A 20,429-nucleotide genomic window follows, 5' to 3' on the forward strand; every position below is an offset into this window, starting at 1 on the left:
GTGCATCCGTACTTGCATCGGAACGGGCGTTGAAGAAAGATTGACTGGCCCCGTCATGTCCGGACCGCGTGGACGGCCCCAACGTAGTGAGGACCTTGATGACCGCACACCAGGCACGCCGCCAGTCCGTTGTACGGGGTGAGGCTCCTTGGTGGATGCTGCCCGCGATGGAGGCCGACTCCTGGGAGCCGGTGGCGGCCGAGCTGTGCGCCCTCGGATGCACCGGTGCGACGATCAAGATGGCGCGAGACTTCACTGTAGCGACTCTGAACAACTGGGGTCTTGGCGAGCTGGCGTACGACACCCGGCTGGTGGTGTCCGAGCTGGTGACCAACGCCATGCGGCACGCCGGTGAACCCACCCGGCTCCGCCTGCTCCACCGGGCCTCCCACCTGGTCTGCGCCGTCTCCGACCCGCACGACCTGCCGCCCGTCATCACCCGCGCCGACTACTTCGCCGAGAGCGGCCGCGGGTTGCACCTGATCGAGAGCCTGAGCTGCTCGTGGGGCTGGAGGGTGACCGAGGGCCACGGCAAGCTGGTCTGGGCGGCCTTCAAAGCTCCCGTGACCGCCCCCGTCGCCTTCGGCCGCGGCCGCGCCTACGGTCCGAACCGCGCCTCCGCGTGACCCGCGCCCCCGCCTGCACCCCACCCCGCGTGAACCACATCCCCGTCTGAACCGCACCCTCGCCAGGGCCTGCGCACATCCCCGCCACGGACTGAATCACATCCCCGCGGCGCCTGAGCCGCACCCTCGCGATGCCTGAACGCGCCCCCGCCACGCCTGAACGCACCCCGTCACGCCTGAACGCACCCCGTCACGCTCGAACGCACCTGCACCGGAACGTGCAGCTGCGCCTGCAGCTGCACCGGAGCCGCGTTCCTGCCAGAGCCGGCGCGCCCCGAACCGCGCTCCGCGTCCGGGCGCCTCGGTCTCGCCCGCCCGGACGCGCGCCGCTGTAGGGCCTACTCTTGCCGGCCTGGCAGGGGGTCCTCGTGGTGCTGCTCCAGGACGAGCCGCGTCAGTTCCACGCGCGACCCGATGTCCAGCTTGCGGAAGATCTGGCGCAGATGGAAGGCGACCGTGTGGACGCTGATGAACATCTGGTCGGCGACCCGCCGATTGGTCCACCCCTGGGCGACCAGCAGGGAAACCGCGCGTTCTGTGTCGGTCAGGCTGGCCCAGCCGGTGACGGGGCGTTCGGTCGTGGCCCAGTGGCGGTGCCGCACTCCCATCCTGCGCAACCTGCGCCGCAGCCGGGCCGCGTCCCGGGCCGATCCGGCCTCGTCGTAACCGGCCAGCGCGTGGTCCAGGCTCCGCACGCACCCCTGGCGGTCGCCGGCGGCGGCCAGCGCCACGCCGAGATCCTCCGCGGCCGACGCGCGGCCCCAGGGGTCCGCGGCCTTCTCGGCGGCCGGCGCCAGCGCTTCGGGATCCCCCTCCAGCAGGCCGCGCGCGTGCGCGGCGGCGACGGTCACGACGGTGAGCCCGGGTGCCCGGCCCGCCAGGGACTCGGCCGCGGCGACCGCGAGCCGGGCGCTGGAGCGGTCTCCCGCCGCCAGGGCGACCCGGACCAGCCACGGCGACGCCGCCGGTTCCGCCGCAAGGACGCGGGGCCGTTCCCCCACCTCGCCGTACAGCGCGCCGAGCCGCTCCACCGCGGCGGCGGGGCCGTCCCGCGCCTCGGCGACCTGGGCCGTCGCGATCGCGCACCAGCCGCCGAACGTCCCGCCGTCGCAGGCCCACCGAGTGCGGCAGGCCTCGGCGTGGCCCTCCGCCGCGCGCAGGTCACCTTGGCGCAGGGCGACGGTGGCGAGGACGGCGTCGGCGGCGGGGCCGAACAGATGGGCGCCCGTCGCCTCGCTGAGCCGCGCTGCCCGCCGTGCCAGCGCCGCGGCCTCCTCCAGATGCCCGGCGACCAGTTCGACCCGCGCGGACAGCACCGCGGGGCCCGCGGCCCACGCGCCATGGCCGAGCGCGCCGGCCTCCTCCGCGGCCTCCTTGAGCCGCGCGCGGGCCTCGTCGAGCCGGCGGACGCCGGTCAGCATCGAGGCGAGCGCGAGCCGCGGGTAGACGCCGGACGCCGGCCGGCGAGGCCGTCCACGGGGTGCGGAGCCGGCCCGCGTCCGATGGACGGCCTCCTGGGCCAGCCGCAGGCCCTCGGCGAGGTGCCCGGAGTCCCACCGGACCGTCGCCAGCACGGCCGTCGCCCCCACCACGACGGCCTCCCCTCGCCGATCGGCGTCCGCGTGCTGATCGGCGTCGGCGAGGATTCTTGACGCCTCCCGCTCGGCTCGCCGCTGGTCGGGCAGGCTGGCCAGGCCGTACAGCAGGCCGAGCGTGGCGCGGTCGCGCCGGCGGGCGGGCAGCGTCGGCTCGCCGAGCGCCGCCTCGGCCACCGCGACCGCCTCGGCGGGGCGCCCGGCCAGGAACAGGATGCCGCAGAGCGCGCAGCGCACGACGGCGGCGATCGAGGCCGGCACAGGCGAGGCCGCCGCCGAGCGTGCCAGCCGTTCGGCCTCGGCGAGCCGCCCGGCCTCCGCGGTCGCCTCGACGGCCGTGACCACGCGGGCGAGCCGGCACGGGTCGGCGAGGTCGCTCAGATCGACCGCCTGGACGGCGAGGTCGGCCGCGGCGTCCGGCGAGGTGGCGAGGACTTCGGCGACCGCGTGGTCCAGGCCGGCGAGAGTGCGCGCGTCGCCCGGCCTGGTGCCTTCGAGCAGATGCCCGGCGGCCCGCACCGCCGAACCGCCCCGGTCGAGCATGGCGCGGCCGATCTGGTGGTGCAGCGCGTGCCGCATCGGCGTGGGCAGGTCGGCGACGACGGCCAGCCAGACCAGCTCGTGCCTGAACTCCAGCGTGTCGCCGGCGACGAGGACGAGCCCGGCGTCCAGGGCCTCCTCCACCGCGGGGAGCAGCGCCGCCGCGGTCGTCCCGAGCAGCTCGCCCGTGTCCTCGGGAGAGAAGCGCCGGCCGAGCACCGCCGCCACCTCGACGAACTGCCGCGCCTCCCGGCTCAGCGCGCCGAGACTCGACCGCACGAAGGCGCGCACCCGTTCGGGCGGCGCGGGCGGGTCCTCCGCCGGGCACCGGCCTCGGGGGCTCCCGCCCGCGCCGTCGTGGTCCGGTGGCCCCAGCAGGGCCCGGCCGCCGATCTCGGCGGCGGGCCGCGGCAGCGCCCGCCCGTCGCGGATCTCGGCGGCGGGCCGCAGCAGGGCCTGGCCGTCGCGGATCTCGACGGCGTTCTCCTCTCGCAGTCCTGTCAGCAGCTCCACCAGCAGGAACGGGTTGCCGTCCGCGCAGGCGGCGAAGGTCAGCAGATCGGGATCGGGCATCGCGCCCAGCACGTCGGCGGCCACCGCCGCGACCACGTCGTCCGGCAGCGGGCGCAGCCCCAGGCGGGTCGCTCCATGGTTCTCCAGGAACCGGAACAGATTCTCCGCGCCCTCCTCGGCCCGCGTTGCCGGGCACGGGCTCCTGGCGGTCGTCACCGACCGGGACAGCAGCCACACGACTTGGCGGGACCCGAGATCGCGATGCAGGGCGCGCAGCGCGGCGAGGGTCGCGGTGTCGGCCCGCTGGAGGTCGTCCAGGCCCACCAGCACGGGCCTTCCGGCCGCGTCCCGGCTCAGCCGTACGCGCAGACGGTCGACGGCGCACGTCCCGGGCGGTTCGGGCCAGGGCCGTTCGCCGCTGCCGGTGGCGAGCGCGAACCCCCGCCGGGACGCCTGCGCGGCGGCCTCGGCGAGCAGCAGGGTCTTGCCCGTGCCGGGCTCGCCCTCGATGAGCAGCGTTCCGCCGCCCCCCTGCTCGGCCGCGCTCAACAGGCGGCCGACGATGTGCCACTCGGGCTCGCGTCCACGCATTCGTCCCCCTCGGCAAGGGCCTGCGTCCTCGAGGCGGGATCTGCCGAAGCAGGAGCCGCCGTCACCGCGCCGCATGCCCCCGTGGCGGGCGGCACCTGGCTTCACCTGCTCTTTCAACACTACACAGCGGGCTTGGGCGGCCAACGACTACCCGTATTGAGGATGTGCGGACGCTCCGCGCTGACCAGTGTCGAAGGTGTGGGCGTGCACGCTGCGTGCCAGCGCCGTTAGCGTGCACGCCGCCAGTCGGGCACCTGCCCTGAGGGAGGTAGCGATGGCCAAGGCAGTCGGCATCGATCTCGGTACGACGAACTCCGTGATCGCAACGACGGAGGATGGGCAGCCGGTGGTCATCCCCAACGCCGAGGGGCAGCGGACGACGCCGTCCGTGGTCGCCTTCACCGACACCGGCGAGAGGCTCGTCGGGCAGCTCGCGCGAAGGCAGGCCATCCTCAACCCCAAGGGCACGATCTACTCCGTCAAGCGCTTCATCGGGCGCCGGTTCGACGAGGTGCAGAGCGAGCTCAACGCCGTGTCGTTCGATGTGGTGCCGGGGCCCGACGACGCGGTGCGGTTCAAGGTGAAGGACAAGCTCTACGCGCCGGAGGAGATATCCGCTCTGGTGCTGCGCAAGCTGGTGGCGGACGCCGCCAAATTCCTCGGCGAGAAGATCACCGAAGCCGTGATCACGGTGCCGGCGTACTTCAACGACGCCCAGCGGCACGCCACCCGGGACGCCGGGAAGATCGCCGGCCTGGAGGTCATGCGGATCATCAACGAGCCGACCGCGGCCGCCCTCGCCTACGGGCTCGACAAGAAGGGCAGCGAGACGGTCATGGTGTTCGACCTCGGCGGCGGCACCTTCGACGTCAGCATCCTGGACATCGGCGAGGGCGTCATCGAGGTGCGCTCCACCTCCGGCGACACCCACCTGGGCGGCGACGACTTCGACCGCCGGGTGGTCGACCACCTGGCCGACGAGTTCCAGAACCAGACCGGCATCGACCTGCGGCGCGACCCGCAGGCCCTCCAGCGGCTGTTCGAGGCCGCCGAGAAGGCCAAGGTGGAGCTGTCGTCGGTGACCCAGACCACCGTCAGCCTGCCGTTCATCACCGCGGACGCCAACGGCCCGAAGCACCTGAACGCCACCCTGATGCGCTCCACGTTCGAGGAGATCACCCGGGACCTCGTCGAGCGGACCATGGGCCCGGTCGAGCGGGCCATGGAGGACGCCAAGCTCTCCGCCGACGACCTGGACGAGGTCATCCTGGTCGGCGGTTCGACGCGCATCCCGGCCGTGCAGAGCCTCGTCCGCCGTCTCACCGGCGGCAAGGAGCCCAACATGACGGTCAACCCCGACGAGGTGGTGGCCGACGGCGCGGCGGTGCAGGCCGGCGTGCTCAAGGGCGAGGTCAAGGACGTGCTGCTGCTGGACGTCACCCCGCTGTCGCTCGGCATCGAGACGCTGGGCGGAGTGATGACCAAGGTCCTGGAGCGCAACACGACCATCCCCGCCCGCCGCACGGAGACCTTCAGCACCGCCGAGGACGACCAGAACGCCGTGGACGTGGTGGTCCTGCAAGGGGAGCGCGAGCGCGCGGCCGACAACCGCGCCCTCGGCCGGTTCCGGCTGGAGAACATCCGCCCGGCGCCCCGTGGAGCGCCGCAGATCGAGGTGACCTTCGACGTGGACGCCAACGGCATCCTGAACGTCACCGCCAAGGACAAGGACACCGAGGCCCAGCAGCGCATCACGATCAGCGAGAGCTCCAACCTGGACAAGGGCGAGATCGACCGGATGGTGCAGGACGCCGAACGGCACCGCGGCGAGGACGCGCGGGTCCGCGAGGCGATCGACGCGAGGAACGAGCTGGACTCGGTCGCCTACCAGGTCGAACGCAGGGTCGGCGAGCTGGGCGAGGCGGTCCCCGTACACGAGAAGGCGCGCGCCGAGCAGCTCGTCGCCGACGCGCGTCAGGCGATCAAGGAGGAGGCGCCGGTCGAGCGGCTGCGCGACCTCGCCTCGGAACTCCAGCAGGTCTACCACGGCCTCGCCGCCGTGTCCGCCCAGCAGGAGCGGCCCGCGGGCGCGGAGCAGGGCGCCGGGGCGTCCGCGTCCGGGGACGCTTCGCAGGGGGCCTCTCAGGGGGCCGCGCAGGGCGGTGCCAAGGGCGGTGACGACGTCATCGACGCCGAGTTCACGACGTCGGACTGAAGGAACGGACATGGCCGAGGAACGCGGCGAGCCGCCGCCGGGCACGGGGCGCCCGCCGCCCGCGGAGACACTCGTCGACCCGCTCGCGGGACCGCCCGCCGAGGACGTCGACGCCAAGATCGCTGACCTGGAGGACCGCTGGCTGAGGTCCGCCGCCGAGCTGGACAACCTGCGCAAGCGCGTGGCCAGGGACGCCGAGCGCATCCGCTCCGAGGAGCGCGCGCGGACCGTGCGGGAAGTGCTGCCGGTCGTGGACAACCTGGACCTCGCCCTGCGGCACGGCGACGCCGAGGCGGGCGCCGTCGTCGAGGGGGTGCGCGCGGTGCGCGACCAGGCCGTCGCCACCCTCGCCCGCCTGGGGTTCGAGCGCCACGAGGAGCTGGGCGTGCCGTTCGACCCCGTCCACCACGAGGCCGTGGGCACGGTGGCCGACCCCGGAGTCCCGGCTGGGACCGTCGCGGGCGTCGTGCGGCCCGGGTACGGCGACGGGGAGCGCCAGCTCCGCCCGGCCGCGGTCATCGTCGCCGTGGCGCCCGACCGGCCGGATGAGCAGGCGCCGCCGGACCGGCCGGGCGAGTGATGGCGGCCCGGGACTTCTACGAGGTGCTCGGGGTGCCGAGGACGGCCACCCAGGACGAGATCCAGCGCGCCTACCGCAAGCTCGCCCGCGCCTACCACCCCGACGTGAACAAGGACCCCGGCGCCGAGGAGAAGTTCAAGGACGTGTCGGAGGCCTACGACGTCCTGTCCGACCCCGGCAAGCGGCGGCGCTACGACGCGTTCGGCGCGGACTGGCGGTCGGTGCCCGAGGACGTCGACCCGGACGCCTGGCGCAGGGCCCGCGCGGGAGCCGGCGCGGGCCGCGGAGCGGGCGCACCGTGGGGGACGCAGGCCGGCGCGGGGGCCGGAGGGGGCTTCCGGTTCACCTCCGACCAGGCGGACATGGACATCGACCTGGAAGAGCTGCTGGGCGGCATGTTCGGACGAGGCCGCGGAGCTCGCGGAGCTCGCGGAGCCGGTGGAGCTCGCGGAGGGCGCGGAGCCCGCGGAGACCGGCGTGGCTGGGGTCCGGTCCCGGGGGCCGACCAGGAGGCCGAGATCACGCTCACCGTGGGCGAGGCCTACCACGGCGGGCGCCGCGCGATCACCATCCAAGGGCCGGGCGGGCCGCGCACCCTGCAGGTGACCATCCCCCCGGGGGTGACGGAGGGCCAGCGCATCAGGCTCGCGGGCCAGGGCGGGCACGGGGACGACGGAGGCCGGGCGGGGGACCTGTACCTGATCGTCCGCATCTCCGACCCGCGCTACCGGCTCGAGGGCCGCGACATCCACGTGACGTTGCCCCTGACCCCGTGGGAGGCGGCGCTCGGGGCGACCGTGCCGATCGACACCCCGGGTGGGGAGGCCAAGGTCAAGGTGCCGCCGGGCACCTCCTCGGGCCGCCGGCTGCGGCTGCGCGGGCGCGGCCTGCCGAACCCCAAGGGCGCGCCGGGCGACCTGTACGGCGAGGCGCGCGTCATGGTGCCGCCGACGCTCACCGACGAGGAGCGCGCCGCCTTCGAGAACCTGGCGACGGTCTCCCACTTCGACCCGAGGAAGGGGACGCCGTGACCTCGCGAAGGAGTTCGAGGGACGCCACGACGGCGCTGATCCCCGTCCCCGGCATCGGCCTGGAGTCGTTCGCGCGGGCGGGCGGCCTGCATCCGGAACTCGTGCGCAGGCTGGTCGCCCTCGGCCTGCTGGAGCCCATCGACCGGTACGGCGAGGAGCTGAGGTTCCCGCCGTCGCAGCTCGCCGTGCTCGGGCGCATCGAACGCCTGCACGCGGGCCTTTGCCTCAACTACGCCTCGCTCGGCGTGGTGCTGGACCTGCTCGACCGCATCGCGGAGCTGGAATCGGCTCTGCGCCGGCGCGTGACACCGACGGGAGAGTCATCGTGGACCCGAACCGACTGACCCAAAGATCACAGGAAGCCCTGCACGACGCGCAGACCAAGGCGATGCGTCACGGGCACACCGAGGTCGACGGCGAGCACCTGCTGCTCGCCCTGCTCGGGCAGCACGACGGGCTCGTCCCGCGGCTGCTGTCGGCGGCGGGCGGCGACCCCGACAAGCTGACGCTGGAGCTGGAGGCGGAGCTGCAGCGGCGTCCCCGGGTCAGCGGGCCCGGCGCCGCGCCCGGCGAGGTGTACGTCACGCGGCGCTTGTCGCGCCTGTTCGACGAGGCGGAGCAGGAGGCACGGCGGCTCAAGGACGAGTACGTCTCGGTCGAGCACCTGCTGCTCGCCCTGACGGGCGAGGGGATGGAGACCGAGGCCGGACGTCTTCTGCAGGGGCACGGCATGACCCGCGACCGCCTGCTGGAGGTGCTGACGCAGATCCGCGGCAACCAGCGGGTGAGCTCGGCGCATCCGGAGGTGGCCTACGAGGCGCTGGAGAAGTACGGCATGGACCTGGTCGCCGCGGCCCGGGCCGGGAAGCTGGACCCGGTCGTCGGGCGGGACGCCGAGATCCGCCGGGTCGTGCAGATCCTTTCGCGCAAGACCAAGAACAACCCGGTGCTCATCGGCGACCCGGGCGTCGGCAAGACGGCGATCGTCGAGGGGCTCGCCCAGCGCATCACCCGGGGCGACGTCCCCGAGGGGCTCAAGGACAAGACGATCTTCAGCTTGGACATGGGCTCGCTCATCGCGGGCGCCAAGTACCGCGGCGAGTTCGAGGAGCGGCTGAAGGCCGTGCTGACCGAGGTCAAGGCGTCCGAGGGCCGCATTTTGCTGTTCGTCGACGAGCTGCACAACGTCGTGGGGGCCGGGGCCTCCGAGGGGGCCATGGACGCCGGCAACATGCTCAAGCCGATGCTGGCCCGCGGCGAGCTGCACCTGATCGGCGCGACCACGATCATCGAGTACCGCAAGCACATCGAGAAGGACGCCGCCCTGGAGCGCAGGTTCCAGCCGGTCTTCGTGGAGGAGCCGTCCGTCGAGGACGCCGTGTCGATCCTGCGCGGCCTGCGGGAGCGCCTGGAGGTGTTCCATGGCGTCAAGATCCAGGACGGCGCGCTCGTGGCGGCGGTCGTCCTCAGCAACCGCTACATCTCCGACCGGTTCCTGCCGGACAAGGCGATCGACCTGGTGGACGAGGCGTGCGCGATGCTGCGCACCGAGATCGACTCGATGCCCGCCGAGCTGGACGAGCTGACGCGCCGGGTGATGCGGCTGGAGATCGAGGAAGCCGCGCTGGCAAAGGAGGACGACCCGGCGAGCGTCCAGCGTCTGGACAGCCTGCGGAGAGAGCTGGCCGATCTTCGCGCCGAGGCCGACGCGATGCGCGCGCAGTGGGAGGCCGAGCGGCACGCGCTGAAGAAGGTGCAGCAGCTCCGCCAGGAGATCGAGGCGGTGCGGCGCGAGGCCGAGGAGGCCGAGCGCGGGTACGACCTCAACCGGGCCGCCGAGCTGACGCACGGCAGGCTGCCTGAGCTGAACAGGAAGCTCCGCGCGGCCGAGGAGCAGCTGGAGGCCAAGCAGGGCGCCCGCCGGCTGCTGCGCGAGGTGGTGACCGAGGACGAGATCGCCGGCATCGTGGCCCGGTGGACCGGCATCCCGGTGCGGCGGCTGAAGGAGGGCGAGCGGGAGAAGCTGCTGCGCCTGGACGAGATCCTGCACGAGCGGGTCATCGGCCAGGACCAGGCGGTGCGGGCGGTGGCGGACGCGATCATCCGCGCTCGATCGGGCATCAAGGACCCGCGCCGGCCGATCGGCTCGTTCATCTTCCTCGGCCCGACCGGCGTCGGGAAGACCGAGCTGGCCAAGGCGCTGGCGCAGGCGCTGTTCGACACCGAGGAGAACATGGTCCGCGTCGACATGAGCGAGTACCAGGAGCGGCACACCGTCAGCCGGCTGGTCGGCGCCCCTCCCGGGTATGTCGGTTACGAGGAGGGCGGCCAGCTCACAGAGGCGGTGCGGCGCAAGCCGTACTCGGTCGTGCTGTTCGACGAGATGGAGAAGGCGCACGCGGACGTGTTCAACATCCTGCTCCAGGTGCTCGACGACGGACGGCTGACCGACGCCCAGGGCCGCACGGTCGACTTCCGCAACACCGTGATCATCATGACGTCCAACATCGGGTCGCAGTTCCTGATGGACGGCGTGACCGCCGAGGGGGAGATCGAGCCGCCGGCGCGCGACCTGGTCATGGCCGAGCTGCGCGCCCACTTCCGCCCGGAGTTCCTCAACCGGGTGGACGACACCGTGCTGTTCAAGCCGCTGACCGAGGCGGAGATCGAGCAGATCGTCTCGCTGATGTTCGACGACATCAGGGTGCGGCTGGCCGACCGGATGATGACCCTTGAGGTCACCGAGGCGGCGCGGCGCTTCATCGCCGAGCAGGGCTTCGACCCGGTCTACGGCGCCCGGCCGCTGCGCCGGTTCATCGCCCGCGAGGTCGAGACGCGCGTGGCCCGGGCGCTGATCGCCGGGGACGTCCGGGACGGGGCCGTCATCCGCGTCGACGTGACCGGCGGCGACCTCACCGTCTCCTACGACAACCCCGACGGCGGCGGCGAGGGCGTCGCGGAGCCAAGCGCCGGCGCGGACGGGAAGTGAACCGTCGGGGAATTTCGTTCCCAGCGAAATGTGGGCCCGCGTGATCCGCTGACAGCGGAAAATGCGCGGCGGGTGACGCCGACAGTGAAAAAAGCTGTCAACCGGTCGGGACGCCTGGCACCGTTGAAGATGTATTTCGCCGCGCGAAAAGGCGCGGCGATCGTGCGACCGATTCGGGAGCAGGTGGCAACGGTGACCTCCAGCATTTCTTCCATCGACCCCTTCGCGTCTTTGGGGACGGGCCGCGTCGTCGGCTCGCGCCCCACCGAAGCCCCTCCGCTGGCGATGTTCGACCCCCTCAGCCAGCGGCTGCTGCGCGAGCGCATCATCTTCCTCGGAAAGGAGGTCGATGACGAGATTGCGAACACGATCTGCGGCGAGCTTCTTCTGCTGTCCGCCGAGGACGCCAAGCGCGATATTTTCATTTACATCAACTCGCCCGGCGGCTCGGTTTCAGCGGGCATGGCAATTTATGACATCATGCAATATGTCCCGAATGACATCTCGACCGTGGCGATGGGCCTCGCCGCCTCGATGGGGCAGTTCCTCCTCTGCGCCGGAACGCCGGGCAAGCGGTACGCGCTGCCGCACACACGCATCATGATGCACCAGCCTTCCGGCGGCATCGGCGGCACGGCCGCCGACATCGCGATCCAGGCCGAGCAGATGCTCTACACCAAGAAGCTCCTGGCCGAGCGCATCGCCTTCCACACCGGCCAGTCCGTGGAGCAGATCGAGCGCGACTCCGACCACGACCGGTGGTTCACCGCCGACGAGGGCCGCGAGTACGGCTTCGTCGACCAGGTGGTGAGCAGCGCCGCGCTGGTGACCTCCGCCGGCCCGGTCTCCTGACCGCGCGACCGTCCCGACGACAGATGAGGAAGGGAAGCACAATGCCCGAACGCCGACCCGCGTTTCCCGGCCGCGTGGCCCCCATCACCGACCGCTACATCATGCCGTCCTTCACCGAGCGCACGTCGTACGGCGTCAAGGAGATGAACCCGTACAACAAGCTGTTCGAAGACCGCATCATCTTCCTCGGCGTGCAGATCGACGACACCTCGGCCAACGACGTGATGGCCCAGCTCCTGACGCTCGAGTCGCTCGATCCCGACCGCGACATCAGCATCTACATCAACTCGCCGGGCGGGTCGTTCACGGCCATGACGGCGATCTACGACACGATGCAGTTCGTCCGCCCCGAGATCCAGACCGTCTGCATCGGCCAGGCGGCCTCCGCCGCGGCCATCCTGCTGGCGGCCGGCACCCCGGGCAAGCGGGGGGCGCTGCCGCGGTCGCGCGTGCTGCTCCACCAGCCGTCCATGGAGGGCAGCTTCGGCCCTTCCAGCGACATGGAGATCCAGGCTCGCGAGATCATCCGCACGCGCGCCCTGCTCGAAGAGCTCGTCGCCAAGCACTCGGGCCGGACGCCCGAGAGCGTGCGCGCCGACATCGAGCGCGACAAGATCCTCACAGCGGAGGAGGCCAGGGCGTACGGCCTGATCGACGACGTCTTCGCCAACCGCAAGCGCACCCCCGCCCTGGCGCGCTGACCACCCGGTGAACGGAAACGGCGCCGCCCGCGGGGGAGACCCCGTGCGGGCGGCGCCGTCGCCGTGTCCTGGTGGCGCGGATCAGACCTGGCCGGCCTTCTCCAGGGCCTCGCAGCAGGTGTCCACGATGAGCCGGGTGACCACGTACGGGTCGACGTTGGCGTTCGGGCGGCGGTCCTCGATGTAACCGTGCTTGTCCACCTCGACCTGCCACGGGATGCGCACCGACGCGCCGCGGTCGGAGACGCCGTAGCTGAACTCGCTCCACGGGGCGGTCTCGTGCATGCCGGTGAGGCGGTGCTCGATGTCGGCGCCGTAGCCCTTGATGTGCTCCTGGGCCTTGGTGCCGAGCGCCTCGCAGGCGGTGATGATGGCGTCGTAGCCCTCGCGCATCGCCTTGGTCGAGAAGTTGGTGTGCGCGCCGGCGCCGTTCCAGTCGCCCTTCACGGGCTTGGGGTCGAGCGTGGCCGACACGCCGTAGTTCTCGGCGATGCGGTAGAGCAGCCAGCGGGCGATCCAGAGGTGGTCGGCCACCTCGACCGGGCCGGCCGGGCCGACCTGGAACTCCCACTGGCCGGGCATGACCTCGGCGTTGATGCCGGAGATCGCCAGGCCGGCGGTGAGGCAGGCGTCGAGGTGGGCCTCGACGATCTCGCGGCCGTACACCTCGTCCGCGCCCACGCCGCAGTAGTAGAAGCCCTGCGGGGCCGGGAAGCCGCCGACGGGGAAGCCGAGCGGGCGGCCGTCCTTGAAGAAGGTGTACTCCTGCTCGATGCCGAACCAGGAGTCCTGGGCGGCGAAGCGCTCGGCGATCGGGGTGAGCTGCGCCCGGGTGTTGGTCGGGTGCGGCGTCATGTCGGTGAGAAGGACCTCGGACAGGACGAGCACGTTGTCGCCGCCGCGGATCGGGTCCGGGCAGGAGAACACCGGCTTGAGCACGCAGTCGGACGCCTTGCCCGGAGCCTGGTTGGTGCTCGACCCGTCGAAGCCCCAGATCGGGAGCTCGGCTCCGTCGGCAAGAATCCTGGTCTTGGACCTGAGCCGCGCGGTCGGCTCGGTGCCGTCGATCCAGATGTACTCGGCCTTGTAGGTCACGACGATCCCTTCAGGAAGGCAGACTCCACACGTGTCCGCAACGCCGAGGTTTCCAACGAGCCGTTTCCGAGCTGTTGCCCGTTTATGAACGCCATGTGAAATGGTGCGTTGACAGGCGTGGTTTACCTCACACATCATAGCTGGTCAGCGCGTTGATCCACGTTTCGGCCTCTACATTTCGGGGCCGGCCGTGGCGGACGGACCCGAATCCGCGGCCTCGCCGAGACCGGACCCGACGGCGACGCCGCAGGAGGGTTTCCGGGGTACGGACAGAAGCCTGTCCGCCGGCTCGGGGCCGCCGGCCGGGGGCCGTCAGCCGGCCGGGGGCACAGGGATGCGGAGCCAGTACGGGGAGCGGGCGCCCGGGAGGTAAGGGCTGTCGAGACGCTTGGCGAGGACGGCGGGGATGCCCTGATCCCTCGCCACCTTCAGCACCGGCTTGCCGTCGCCGGGAAACCACGGCGTCGGCTGCCAGCGGCGGTCGCGCAGGGACAGGTGGTCGAGCGTCCGGCGCCGGTCCTGGTAGGTCCTGCCGAGCAGGTCGCCGGTGTTCAGCCGCAGTATGTCGAAGATCATGTAGATCGGAGCGCCGCCGACGTCGGCGATCCGTCCGTCCAGCACGGCGGGCAGGCCCCAGGCGGCCTTGCCGAGACCGTCCAGTTCCTCCAGGCCGGGGGTGGACTCCGGGGTGAGCGGCGCGCCGTCCGCGCCGATGAACCTGACTTTCCCCCCGCCAAGGATCGCCAGGGCGCGCGTCCCGCCGAGGTCGAACTCGAACCCGTAAGCCTCCTGGTCGCGGGGCAGCCGCTTGCGGTCCTCCGCCGGCATGGGACGCAGGTCGGCGGCAGGCGGCAGCCCGTCCTCCGGCGGCGGGTCCATCCGGTGGATCATCCAGTTCTTGCCGTCGGTCGGGAACAGCACGTACCGGCCGGAGACCCGGGAGCCATGGAGCACGAACATGACCTCGCGGTCGGTCCACTTCTCGGTCTCGTAGGTGCCCCGGTCCCAGATGAGCATCAGGCCGCCGCCGTACTCGCCCTGGGCGATCTCCCCCTCGAAGGTCGCGTACTCCAGGGGGTGGTCCTCGGTGTGCACGGCGAGGTGGTTGGTCTTGCGGTCGAGCGGCAGCCCCTTCGGAATCGCCCAGGACGCGAGGACGCCGTCGCGTTCGAGCCGGAGATCCCAGTGCAGGCGGCGCGCGTGGTGCTCCTGAATGACGAAGGTGTCGTCGTGCCCGGAGGGAAGCGGCCCCGGCTCGGGCACGGGCTCGGGGGTGCGGGCGGCGTCGCGCTTACTCCGATAGATATCCAGCTTGTCGGCCGACATTGCCATTTAGTACCCACACTCGGGTGGCGACGCACCCCTCTCATTGCCGTTGAATGGTGCCCCTTCGGCCGTGACGCACCCTCTCATTGCCGTTCAATACGGCCTTCCGGTGGTGAAGCACCTCTCGGTGCCGTTCAACGGCCGTTCTCCGGTGGTGGCGCGGTCTCCGGGACGGGTGTCCAGGCGGCGGTCAGCGCGCCGCCGAGCAGGCCCATGATCAGTCCGAGTAGGAAGCCGCCGACGTTCGCGTAGACGACGGAGGCGATGGACATCAGGATGGCGACGACGCCGAGGAAGACGCGTTGCGCGGGCTGGAACAGGATCAGCAGCCCAAGGACGATCATCGTGATGGCCAGCAGGTAGGCCAGCCCCGCCTCGACCGAATGGATGATCAACGGCAGCGCGTCCAGCGAGAAGGGGATGCTGAGCAGCTCCGTCCCGGCCATCAGGGTGAGCAGGCCGCCCCAGAAGGGCCGCGAGCGCCGCCACGCCTTCATGGCTCCGCGTCCACGCGGCCGCCCGGCGCGCGCGTCGGGCGCGCGGTCATGGGCGTCCGGCAAATCGCCATCGTCGCGACGGCCAGAAAGGAGGCGGTCGCCGGTCACGGCGGCATCACCGGTCACGGCATCACCGGACACGCCGGGTCCGCCGGAGGTGCCGGACGCGGACGCCCCGGACGTGGAGGAGCCGGACGCGGACGTGCTGACCGTGGAGGTGCCGGACGTGGAGGTGCGGCACGCGGACGCGCCCGACGCGGAGATGCCGTGATCGCTGGACGCGCTGGACGACCGGTGTCCGCGCTCGCGCTCGGGCCGGGGATGGGGGTCATCGGTGGTCAGAAGCATTCGTGGTCACCGAGCAGGATGCGAAGTGTCACGTCCGGCAGTTCGAGCCTGGCGGCGCTCAGCGCGAGGAAGACCTGCCTGCTGTTGCGCGAGACCACCTTGGTCGCCTGGACGCCGGGCGTCCCGGGCGGGCCGGAGACGCCCGGGACCGTGTCGAGCGTGCTGGCGTCCCTGCCGAGTTCGATGTTGGTGTAGGTCAGATCGCCGGAGAGCATGGTCGTCTTGATGACCTGCTGCTTGGCGACGACCGGCTTCCCGTTCGCGCCGGCGGTGGTCCTGACGGTCACGGGTCCGATGGGGGTCCGCAGGAGATAGCTCTGGCACAGGTTGAAGGTCTCGACGCGCCGGTTGGCGATGATGTACACGGGGATCTTCTGGCCGTCCCTGGTCTCCACGAAGCCGCCGAACTCCTCGTCGCCGTACGCCTTGATCAGGTCGGCCGACGCCTTGATCGGTGTGCCCGCGACGACGAAGGACGCGCCGACGGCGCCCTGCACCGTCGCGCCGACCAGCAGCGCCGCCGCCGCCATCGAGGGGATGAAGACCAGTCCGAAGCGCCTCCACCGCACGCGACCCTGTTCACGCATGGTCACACTCCATGTCGCCGGCAAGCCATGGCTCCTGCCGTGACGATCCGCACGGCCACCAGGCGAGCATGAAGATCTACCCCACTGCCGATCAACCGGCCACGCCGGATATCGTCGTACGTTTGCCCTGATCAGGGGCCGGTCAGTGAGAAATGGCCCGGACCGGCGAAGACCTTGACGGCGGACCGAGTTGGTCGTGACGCGACTCCAGCACGATCGCACCGGCCGCCGTCAGCCGACCACACCGGCCGCCGTCAGCCCGACCGCACCCGGTCACCGTCAGCCCGACCGCACCCGGTCACCGTCAGCCGACCGGCGCGGTGACGCCGCCCCCCGACCCGCTCCTTGGTCACCTTCCGGATGACCACCTGCGAGGGCGCCGCGTTCAGGCGCGCCAGGGCATGTGCTGGAGGGTCCAGGTGTTGCCGTCCGGGTCGGCGAAGTAGGCGTAGTAGACGCCGCCCATGTCCTCGACGGGTCCCACCTCGGTGCCGCGCGCGATGAGCGCCGCGCGCGCCTCCTCGATGTCGCTCACCACCAGATGCAGGCCGCGCAGCGAGCCGGCACGCATGTCGACCTGCGGGATGCCTTCGGTCAGGGTGATCGAGCAGGCCGAGCCGGGCGGGGTGAGCTGGACGACCCGCACGCCGTCCGCCGGCCGGACGTCGAGGTCCACGTTGAAGCCGACCTGGTCGGAGTAGAACGCCTTGGCCCGGTCGATGTCGGAGACCGGCACCGGCACCAGCTCGAGCAGCAGCGCACCAGGAAGCACAGCCAACGTGACCCCCTCGACCGTGGCCCCGTCGACCGCGACCCCCTGCGCAGCGGCACTCTCGTCCGTGGTTTCCATCATCGTGATGCACCTTTCGTCATCTCGTCGAGCAGCTCGGCGAGGCGGTCGTACGCCTCGCCCGCTCCGCGTTCCATGGGGGTGCGCAGCACACTGTCGCGCACTTCCCGCGAGGGGTGGCGCACGGTGGTCGTCATCGTGGTCCGGCCGTCCCGCTCGTCCAGGACGGTGGTGACCACCGCTTCGCCGGCGTCCCACCCGCCGTGGACCAGACCGGCTTGGACCGGCTGTTCTCCTGGTGCTCGCATGGCGAGGTGGCGACCCCCTCGTCCGGCCCGGACCGGCTGACTTACCGTACCTCGGCGGCCACGGCCGACTACTTACGCGACATGATGGACAACACCGGCGCCTGTGTGGTGTGCCGGCGGCTGTACGCGGCCCTCCGCCACGCCCCATGCGGCGGGACGGGGGAACGGGCGGACAGGTGATGCGCATGCGGCCGGAAGCCGTGCCGCGTGCCGCTGGGTGATACTTGCGGCATGGGACACGAAGGGCTCGCCGTGGAGTTCGACGCATTCGAGCGGGCCGGCTGGCGCGGTCGCAGCGAGGCGTACAGCCGAGGGGTGGCCCCGCTCACCGCCCACCTCATCGAACCGCTGCTGGACGCGGCGCGGGTCGGCGCCGGCGGCCGTGTCCTGGACGTCGGCTGCGGCCCCGGCGGGGTGAGCGCGGCCGCCGTGGCGCGCGGCGCGGACGTGACCGCCGTCGACGCCGAACCCGAGATGGTCGCGGCGACCGCGCGGCGCCTGCCGGAGGCGCGGGTCGAGCACGCGACCCTGCCGGTCCTTCCCTTCAGGGACGGCGAGTTCGACGCGGCCGTCGGCAACCTCGTCATCAACCACGTCGGCGACCCGCCCGCCGCCGTACGGGAGCTGCGCCGGGTCGTCCGCCCGGGCGGCCGGGTGGCGCTGACCTCCTGGTACTACCCGGGCATGCGCGCCACCGCCGTCTTCGACGAGGCGGTCGCCACGGTGGGGGTCGCGCGCCCGGCCGACGTCCCCGAGAGGGCCCCCTTCCAGGCGTACGGCACACCGGAGTCGTTCGCCGGGCTGCTCGAGGACGCCGGTTACACCGAAGTCCGCGCGCGGATGCTCGTATGGGAGCACAAGGTCGATCCGGCGGCATGGTGGACCGCCATCGTCACCGGAACCGCGCGCACCGCCGCCGTGATCACCCGCCAGGACCCCGCCACCATCGAACGCGTCAAGGCCGCCTACCACGCCATCCTCGCCCCCCACCTCACCGAAGACGGGCAAGCGTCCCTCCCCGCCGCCGCCCTCCTCACCTCGGCGACCGCCTGACGGCGCGCGCGGTGGGGGAAGAACGTGGTGATGTGAAGTGTGGTCACCATTGCTTCTCACCTCACACCGAAGACGGGCGGGCGTCCTTCCCCGCCGCCGCCCTCCTCACCTCGGCGACCGCCTGACGGCGCGCGCGGTGGGGGAAGAAACCTGGTGACGTGACGCGTGATCATCATTAGCCTTCTGGGCGTGTCATCCGCCCGCGTCTCGGAGGTACTCATGAGCCAGAGCAAGGTCACGGCCACCCCTTCGGCGCGAGGATGCTCCTGCTAGCACCCACCTTCGCCGGGTAGCCACCACTTTCCACCCGCGCGGCTCCCTGCCGGGAAGCCGTCCGGTTCGATGCCGCATGGCGCTTCTCAGGTCAGGCAGTCACCCATCCCAGGTGACGCTGTTCTGGCCGGGTGGCCATCTGGTTCGGTTCCGCGTGGCGCTTCAGGCCAGGTAACCACCCTCTCCACTGCCGTGGTGCCTTCTGGCCGGAAGCCATCTGGTTCGGTTCCGCGTGGCGCTTCAGGCCAGGTAACCACCCTCTCCACTGCGGTGGTGCTTTCTGGCCGGAAGCCGCCTGGTTCGGTTTCGCGTGGTGCTGCTCTGGCGGGGTAGCCGCCGCCTTCCGGTACGTACGGTGCCCTTTGTCGGCGCCGGGTCGGCGGGAGGCGGTACGGCGATGGCGGCGCCGCCGTACGGCGGGTCACCTGGCGAACGTTCGTGGACAGCGCACCTGTGGTGCCCGGTCACGGCCGTGCCCCTGCTCGGTGACGTTCGCGGACATCGCCAGGTGATCTCGTAGGCAGTCGCAGGCTCCTCGTTTCGAAGCGGTCTTCGGCCCATGACCACTTCGCTCGCTCAGGAGCTCTGTTTTGCGTGCCTTCTTGTCCGCGCGGCTCGGCGCGGACTTCCACAAGCTGTGGACCGCTTCGGCGGTGTCCAACGTCGGCGACGGCATCACCATGGCGGCGGGGCCGCTGCTCGTCGCCTCGCTCACCGGCGATCCCGCCGCCGTCGCGGGCGCCGTGTTCGCCCAGCAACTGCCATGGGTGCTCATCGCCCTGATCAGCGGCGTGTACGTCGACCGGCTCGACCGGCGGCGCCTGGTCATCGTCGTCAACGTGCTGCGCGGTCTCGCGCTGGCCGTCCTGGCGGCCGCCGTGGCCGCCTCGGCGGTGTCGCTCCCATTGATCTACGTGGTGTTCTTCTTGCTCGGCGTGGGCGAGACCCTGGCCGACACCGCGTTCTTCGCGCTGCTGCCGGCCACCGTGCGACCCGAGCAGCTCGCCACGGCGAACTCCCGGCTCGCGTCCACGACCGTCCTCGGCAACCAGATTCTCGCCAAGCCGCTGGGAGGGTGGCTGTTCGCGGTCGGCGCGGCCCTGCCGTTCGCCGCCGACGCTCTGACCTTTCTCGTCGCCGCGGTCCTCACCTCGGCGGTACGCACAGCCCGGCCAAAGCGCGTCCCCGCGTCGGATCGCGTCCCCGTCGTGGACCCCGTCCCCGTGTCGGACCGCGTTCCCGTTTCGGACCGCGCCGCCGTGGTGGATGGCATCGCGGCGCCGGACAGCGACGAGCCTGCCACGGCGACGGCGACGGCGCCCGCCGGCGTGCGCGCGGAGATGATCGCGGGGATCCGCTGGCTGTGGCGGCATCGTGTGCTCCGTACGCTCGCGGTCGTCATGGGTGTGGCCAACATCGCGTTCTGCGCCCCGTTCGCGGTATTCGCGCTTTACGTCCAGCAACGGCTGGACCTGTCCGAAGTCGGATACGGCGTCCTGCTCACCGCCTTCGGGATCGGCGGCTTGGCGGGCAGTACGCTCTCGCCCTGGCTGCAGGCGAGGTTCGGGGCGCCGGCGCTGTTGCGCGGAGGTCTGGTGGTCGAGGTCGTCACCCACGCCGTCCTGGCCGCCACGACCTGGCCCTTCGCCGCGGGGGCGATCCTCGTCGTCTTCGGCCTGCACACGGTGAACTGGGGCGTCACCGTCTCGACCCTGTTCCAGCGAGCCGTTCCTGACGAACTGCGCGGGCGGGTCGGCAGCGTGTACGCGTTCGTCCAGGTCGGCGGAGCGGCGGTCGGCTCGCTGCTGGGCGGCTTGATCGCCTGGGCGGTGACGATCACCACCCCGTTCTGGGTGGCCGCCGCGGCCATGGTGGTGGTCACCGCGGTCGCCTGGCGTCCGCTGCGCGCGGCCTGAACG

The 20,429-nt window shown here is 71.8% G+C and carries 17 protein-coding genes; 10 read left to right on the forward strand and 7 right to left on the reverse strand.

Going from position 1 to position 20,429, the window contains the following annotated elements; translation table 11 throughout:
- Positions 1-98: 98 nt before the first annotated feature.
- On the forward strand, positions 99-626 hold the full coding sequence (locus ACFO60_RS04670; RefSeq protein ID WP_380837344.1) for an ATP-binding protein: 528 nt from the start codon (positions 99-101) through the stop codon (positions 624-626).
- 338 nt (positions 627-964) lie between these two features.
- Here ACFO60_RS04670 and ACFO60_RS04675 read toward each other — a convergent pair whose 3' ends face one another.
- On the reverse strand, positions 965-3,865 hold the full coding sequence (locus ACFO60_RS04675) for a helix-turn-helix transcriptional regulator (RefSeq protein ID WP_380837345.1): 2,901 nt from the start codon (positions 3,863-3,865) through the stop codon (positions 965-967).
- 274 nt (positions 3,866-4,139) lie between these two features.
- Between ACFO60_RS04675 and dnaK the strand changes: the two genes are divergently transcribed.
- The 7 genes from dnaK (at position 4,140) to ACFO60_RS04710 (ending at position 12,233) form a co-directional block, all read left to right on the forward strand.
- Positions 4,140-6,080 carry a molecular chaperone DnaK gene (dnaK, locus tag ACFO60_RS04680; protein WP_380837347.1) on the forward strand — a complete coding sequence of 647 codons (1,941 nt, stop codon included), beginning with the start codon at positions 4,140-4,142 and terminating at the stop codon, positions 6,078-6,080.
- 10 nt (positions 6,081-6,090) lie between these two features.
- A complete protein-coding gene (locus tag ACFO60_RS04685) occupies positions 6,091-6,660 on the forward strand; it encodes a nucleotide exchange factor GrpE (protein ID WP_380837349.1) in 570 nt (189 codons plus the stop codon).
- The gene (locus ACFO60_RS04690; RefSeq protein WP_380837352.1) at positions 6,660-7,691 is read left to right on the forward strand and encodes a DnaJ C-terminal domain-containing protein; all 1,032 of its coding nucleotides are present in this window, start codon (positions 6,660-6,662) and stop codon (positions 7,689-7,691) included. The genes ACFO60_RS04685 and ACFO60_RS04690 overlap by 1 nt, the downstream gene beginning before the upstream one ends.
- Positions 7,688-8,035, forward strand: coding sequence for a chaperone modulator CbpM (locus ACFO60_RS04695; RefSeq protein WP_380837354.1), 348 nt, complete (start codon positions 7,688-7,690; stop codon positions 8,033-8,035). The genes ACFO60_RS04690 and ACFO60_RS04695 overlap by 4 nt, the downstream gene beginning before the upstream one ends.
- On the forward strand, positions 8,017-10,680 hold the full coding sequence (gene clpB / locus ACFO60_RS04700; RefSeq protein WP_380837357.1) for an ATP-dependent chaperone ClpB: 2,664 nt from the start codon (positions 8,017-8,019) through the stop codon (positions 10,678-10,680). Before ACFO60_RS04695 ends, clpB begins: the two co-directional genes overlap by 19 nt.
- A 285-nt stretch (positions 10,681-10,965) precedes the next feature.
- Positions 10,966-11,532 carry an ATP-dependent Clp protease proteolytic subunit gene (locus tag ACFO60_RS04705; RefSeq protein ID WP_380838083.1) on the forward strand — a complete coding sequence of 189 codons (567 nt, stop codon included), beginning with the start codon at positions 10,966-10,968 and terminating at the stop codon, positions 11,530-11,532.
- A 41-nt stretch (positions 11,533-11,573) separates the two neighbouring features.
- Positions 11,574-12,233: an ATP-dependent Clp protease proteolytic subunit gene (locus ACFO60_RS04710; protein WP_380837360.1), complete on the forward strand. Its 660-nt coding sequence runs from the start codon at positions 11,574-11,576 to the stop codon at positions 12,231-12,233.
- Between the two features lie 81 nt (positions 12,234-12,314).
- On the opposite strand, the gene glnII is transcribed toward ACFO60_RS04710, so the two are convergent.
- The 6 genes from glnII to ACFO60_RS04740 all read right to left on the reverse strand — a co-directional run bounded on the left by glnII (position 12,315) and on the right by ACFO60_RS04740 (position 17,184).
- On the reverse strand, positions 12,315-13,328 hold the full coding sequence (gene glnII / locus ACFO60_RS04715) for a glutamine synthetase (protein ID WP_380837363.1): 1,014 nt from the start codon (positions 13,326-13,328) through the stop codon (positions 12,315-12,317).
- A 312-nt stretch (positions 13,329-13,640) separates the two neighbouring features.
- Positions 13,641-14,654 (reverse strand): DNA polymerase ligase N-terminal domain-containing protein, encoded by a 1,014-nt coding sequence (locus ACFO60_RS04720; RefSeq protein ID WP_380837366.1) that lies wholly within the window; start codon positions 14,652-14,654, stop codon positions 13,641-13,643.
- A 134-nt stretch (positions 14,655-14,788) separates the two neighbouring features.
- A complete protein-coding gene (locus ACFO60_RS04725) occupies positions 14,789-15,151 on the reverse strand; it encodes a DUF6114 domain-containing protein (RefSeq protein WP_380837369.1) in 363 nt (120 codons plus the stop codon).
- A gap of 338 nt (positions 15,152-15,489) precedes the next feature.
- Positions 15,490-16,086 (reverse strand): DUF6230 family protein, encoded by a 597-nt coding sequence (locus ACFO60_RS04730; protein ID WP_380837372.1) that lies wholly within the window; start codon positions 16,084-16,086, stop codon positions 15,490-15,492.
- A 385-nt stretch (positions 16,087-16,471) separates the two neighbouring features.
- Positions 16,472-16,939, reverse strand: a complete 468-nt coding sequence (locus ACFO60_RS04735; RefSeq protein ID WP_380837375.1) for a VOC family protein — start codon at positions 16,937-16,939, stop codon at positions 16,472-16,474.
- A complete protein-coding gene (locus ACFO60_RS04740) occupies positions 16,936-17,184 on the reverse strand; it encodes an SRPBCC domain-containing protein (protein ID WP_380837378.1) in 249 nt (82 codons plus the stop codon). The genes ACFO60_RS04735 and ACFO60_RS04740 overlap by 4 nt, the downstream gene beginning before the upstream one ends.
- A gap of 231 nt (positions 17,185-17,415) precedes the next feature.
- Between ACFO60_RS04740 and ACFO60_RS04745 the strand changes: the two genes are divergently transcribed.
- A complete protein-coding gene (locus tag ACFO60_RS04745; RefSeq protein WP_380837381.1) occupies positions 17,416-18,237 on the forward strand; it encodes a class I SAM-dependent methyltransferase in 822 nt (273 codons plus the stop codon).
- 863 nt (positions 18,238-19,100) lie between these two features.
- The gene (locus tag ACFO60_RS04750) at positions 19,101-20,426 is read left to right on the forward strand and encodes an MFS transporter (protein WP_380837383.1); all 1,326 of its coding nucleotides are present in this window, start codon (positions 19,101-19,103) and stop codon (positions 20,424-20,426) included.
- Positions 20,427-20,429 lie beyond the last annotated feature (3 nt).

Origin of the sequence: Sphaerisporangium dianthi (genome assembly GCF_042654065.1) — a bacterium.
GTDB lineage: Bacteria > Actinomycetota > Actinomycetes > Streptosporangiales > Streptosporangiaceae > Sphaerisporangium > Sphaerisporangium dianthi.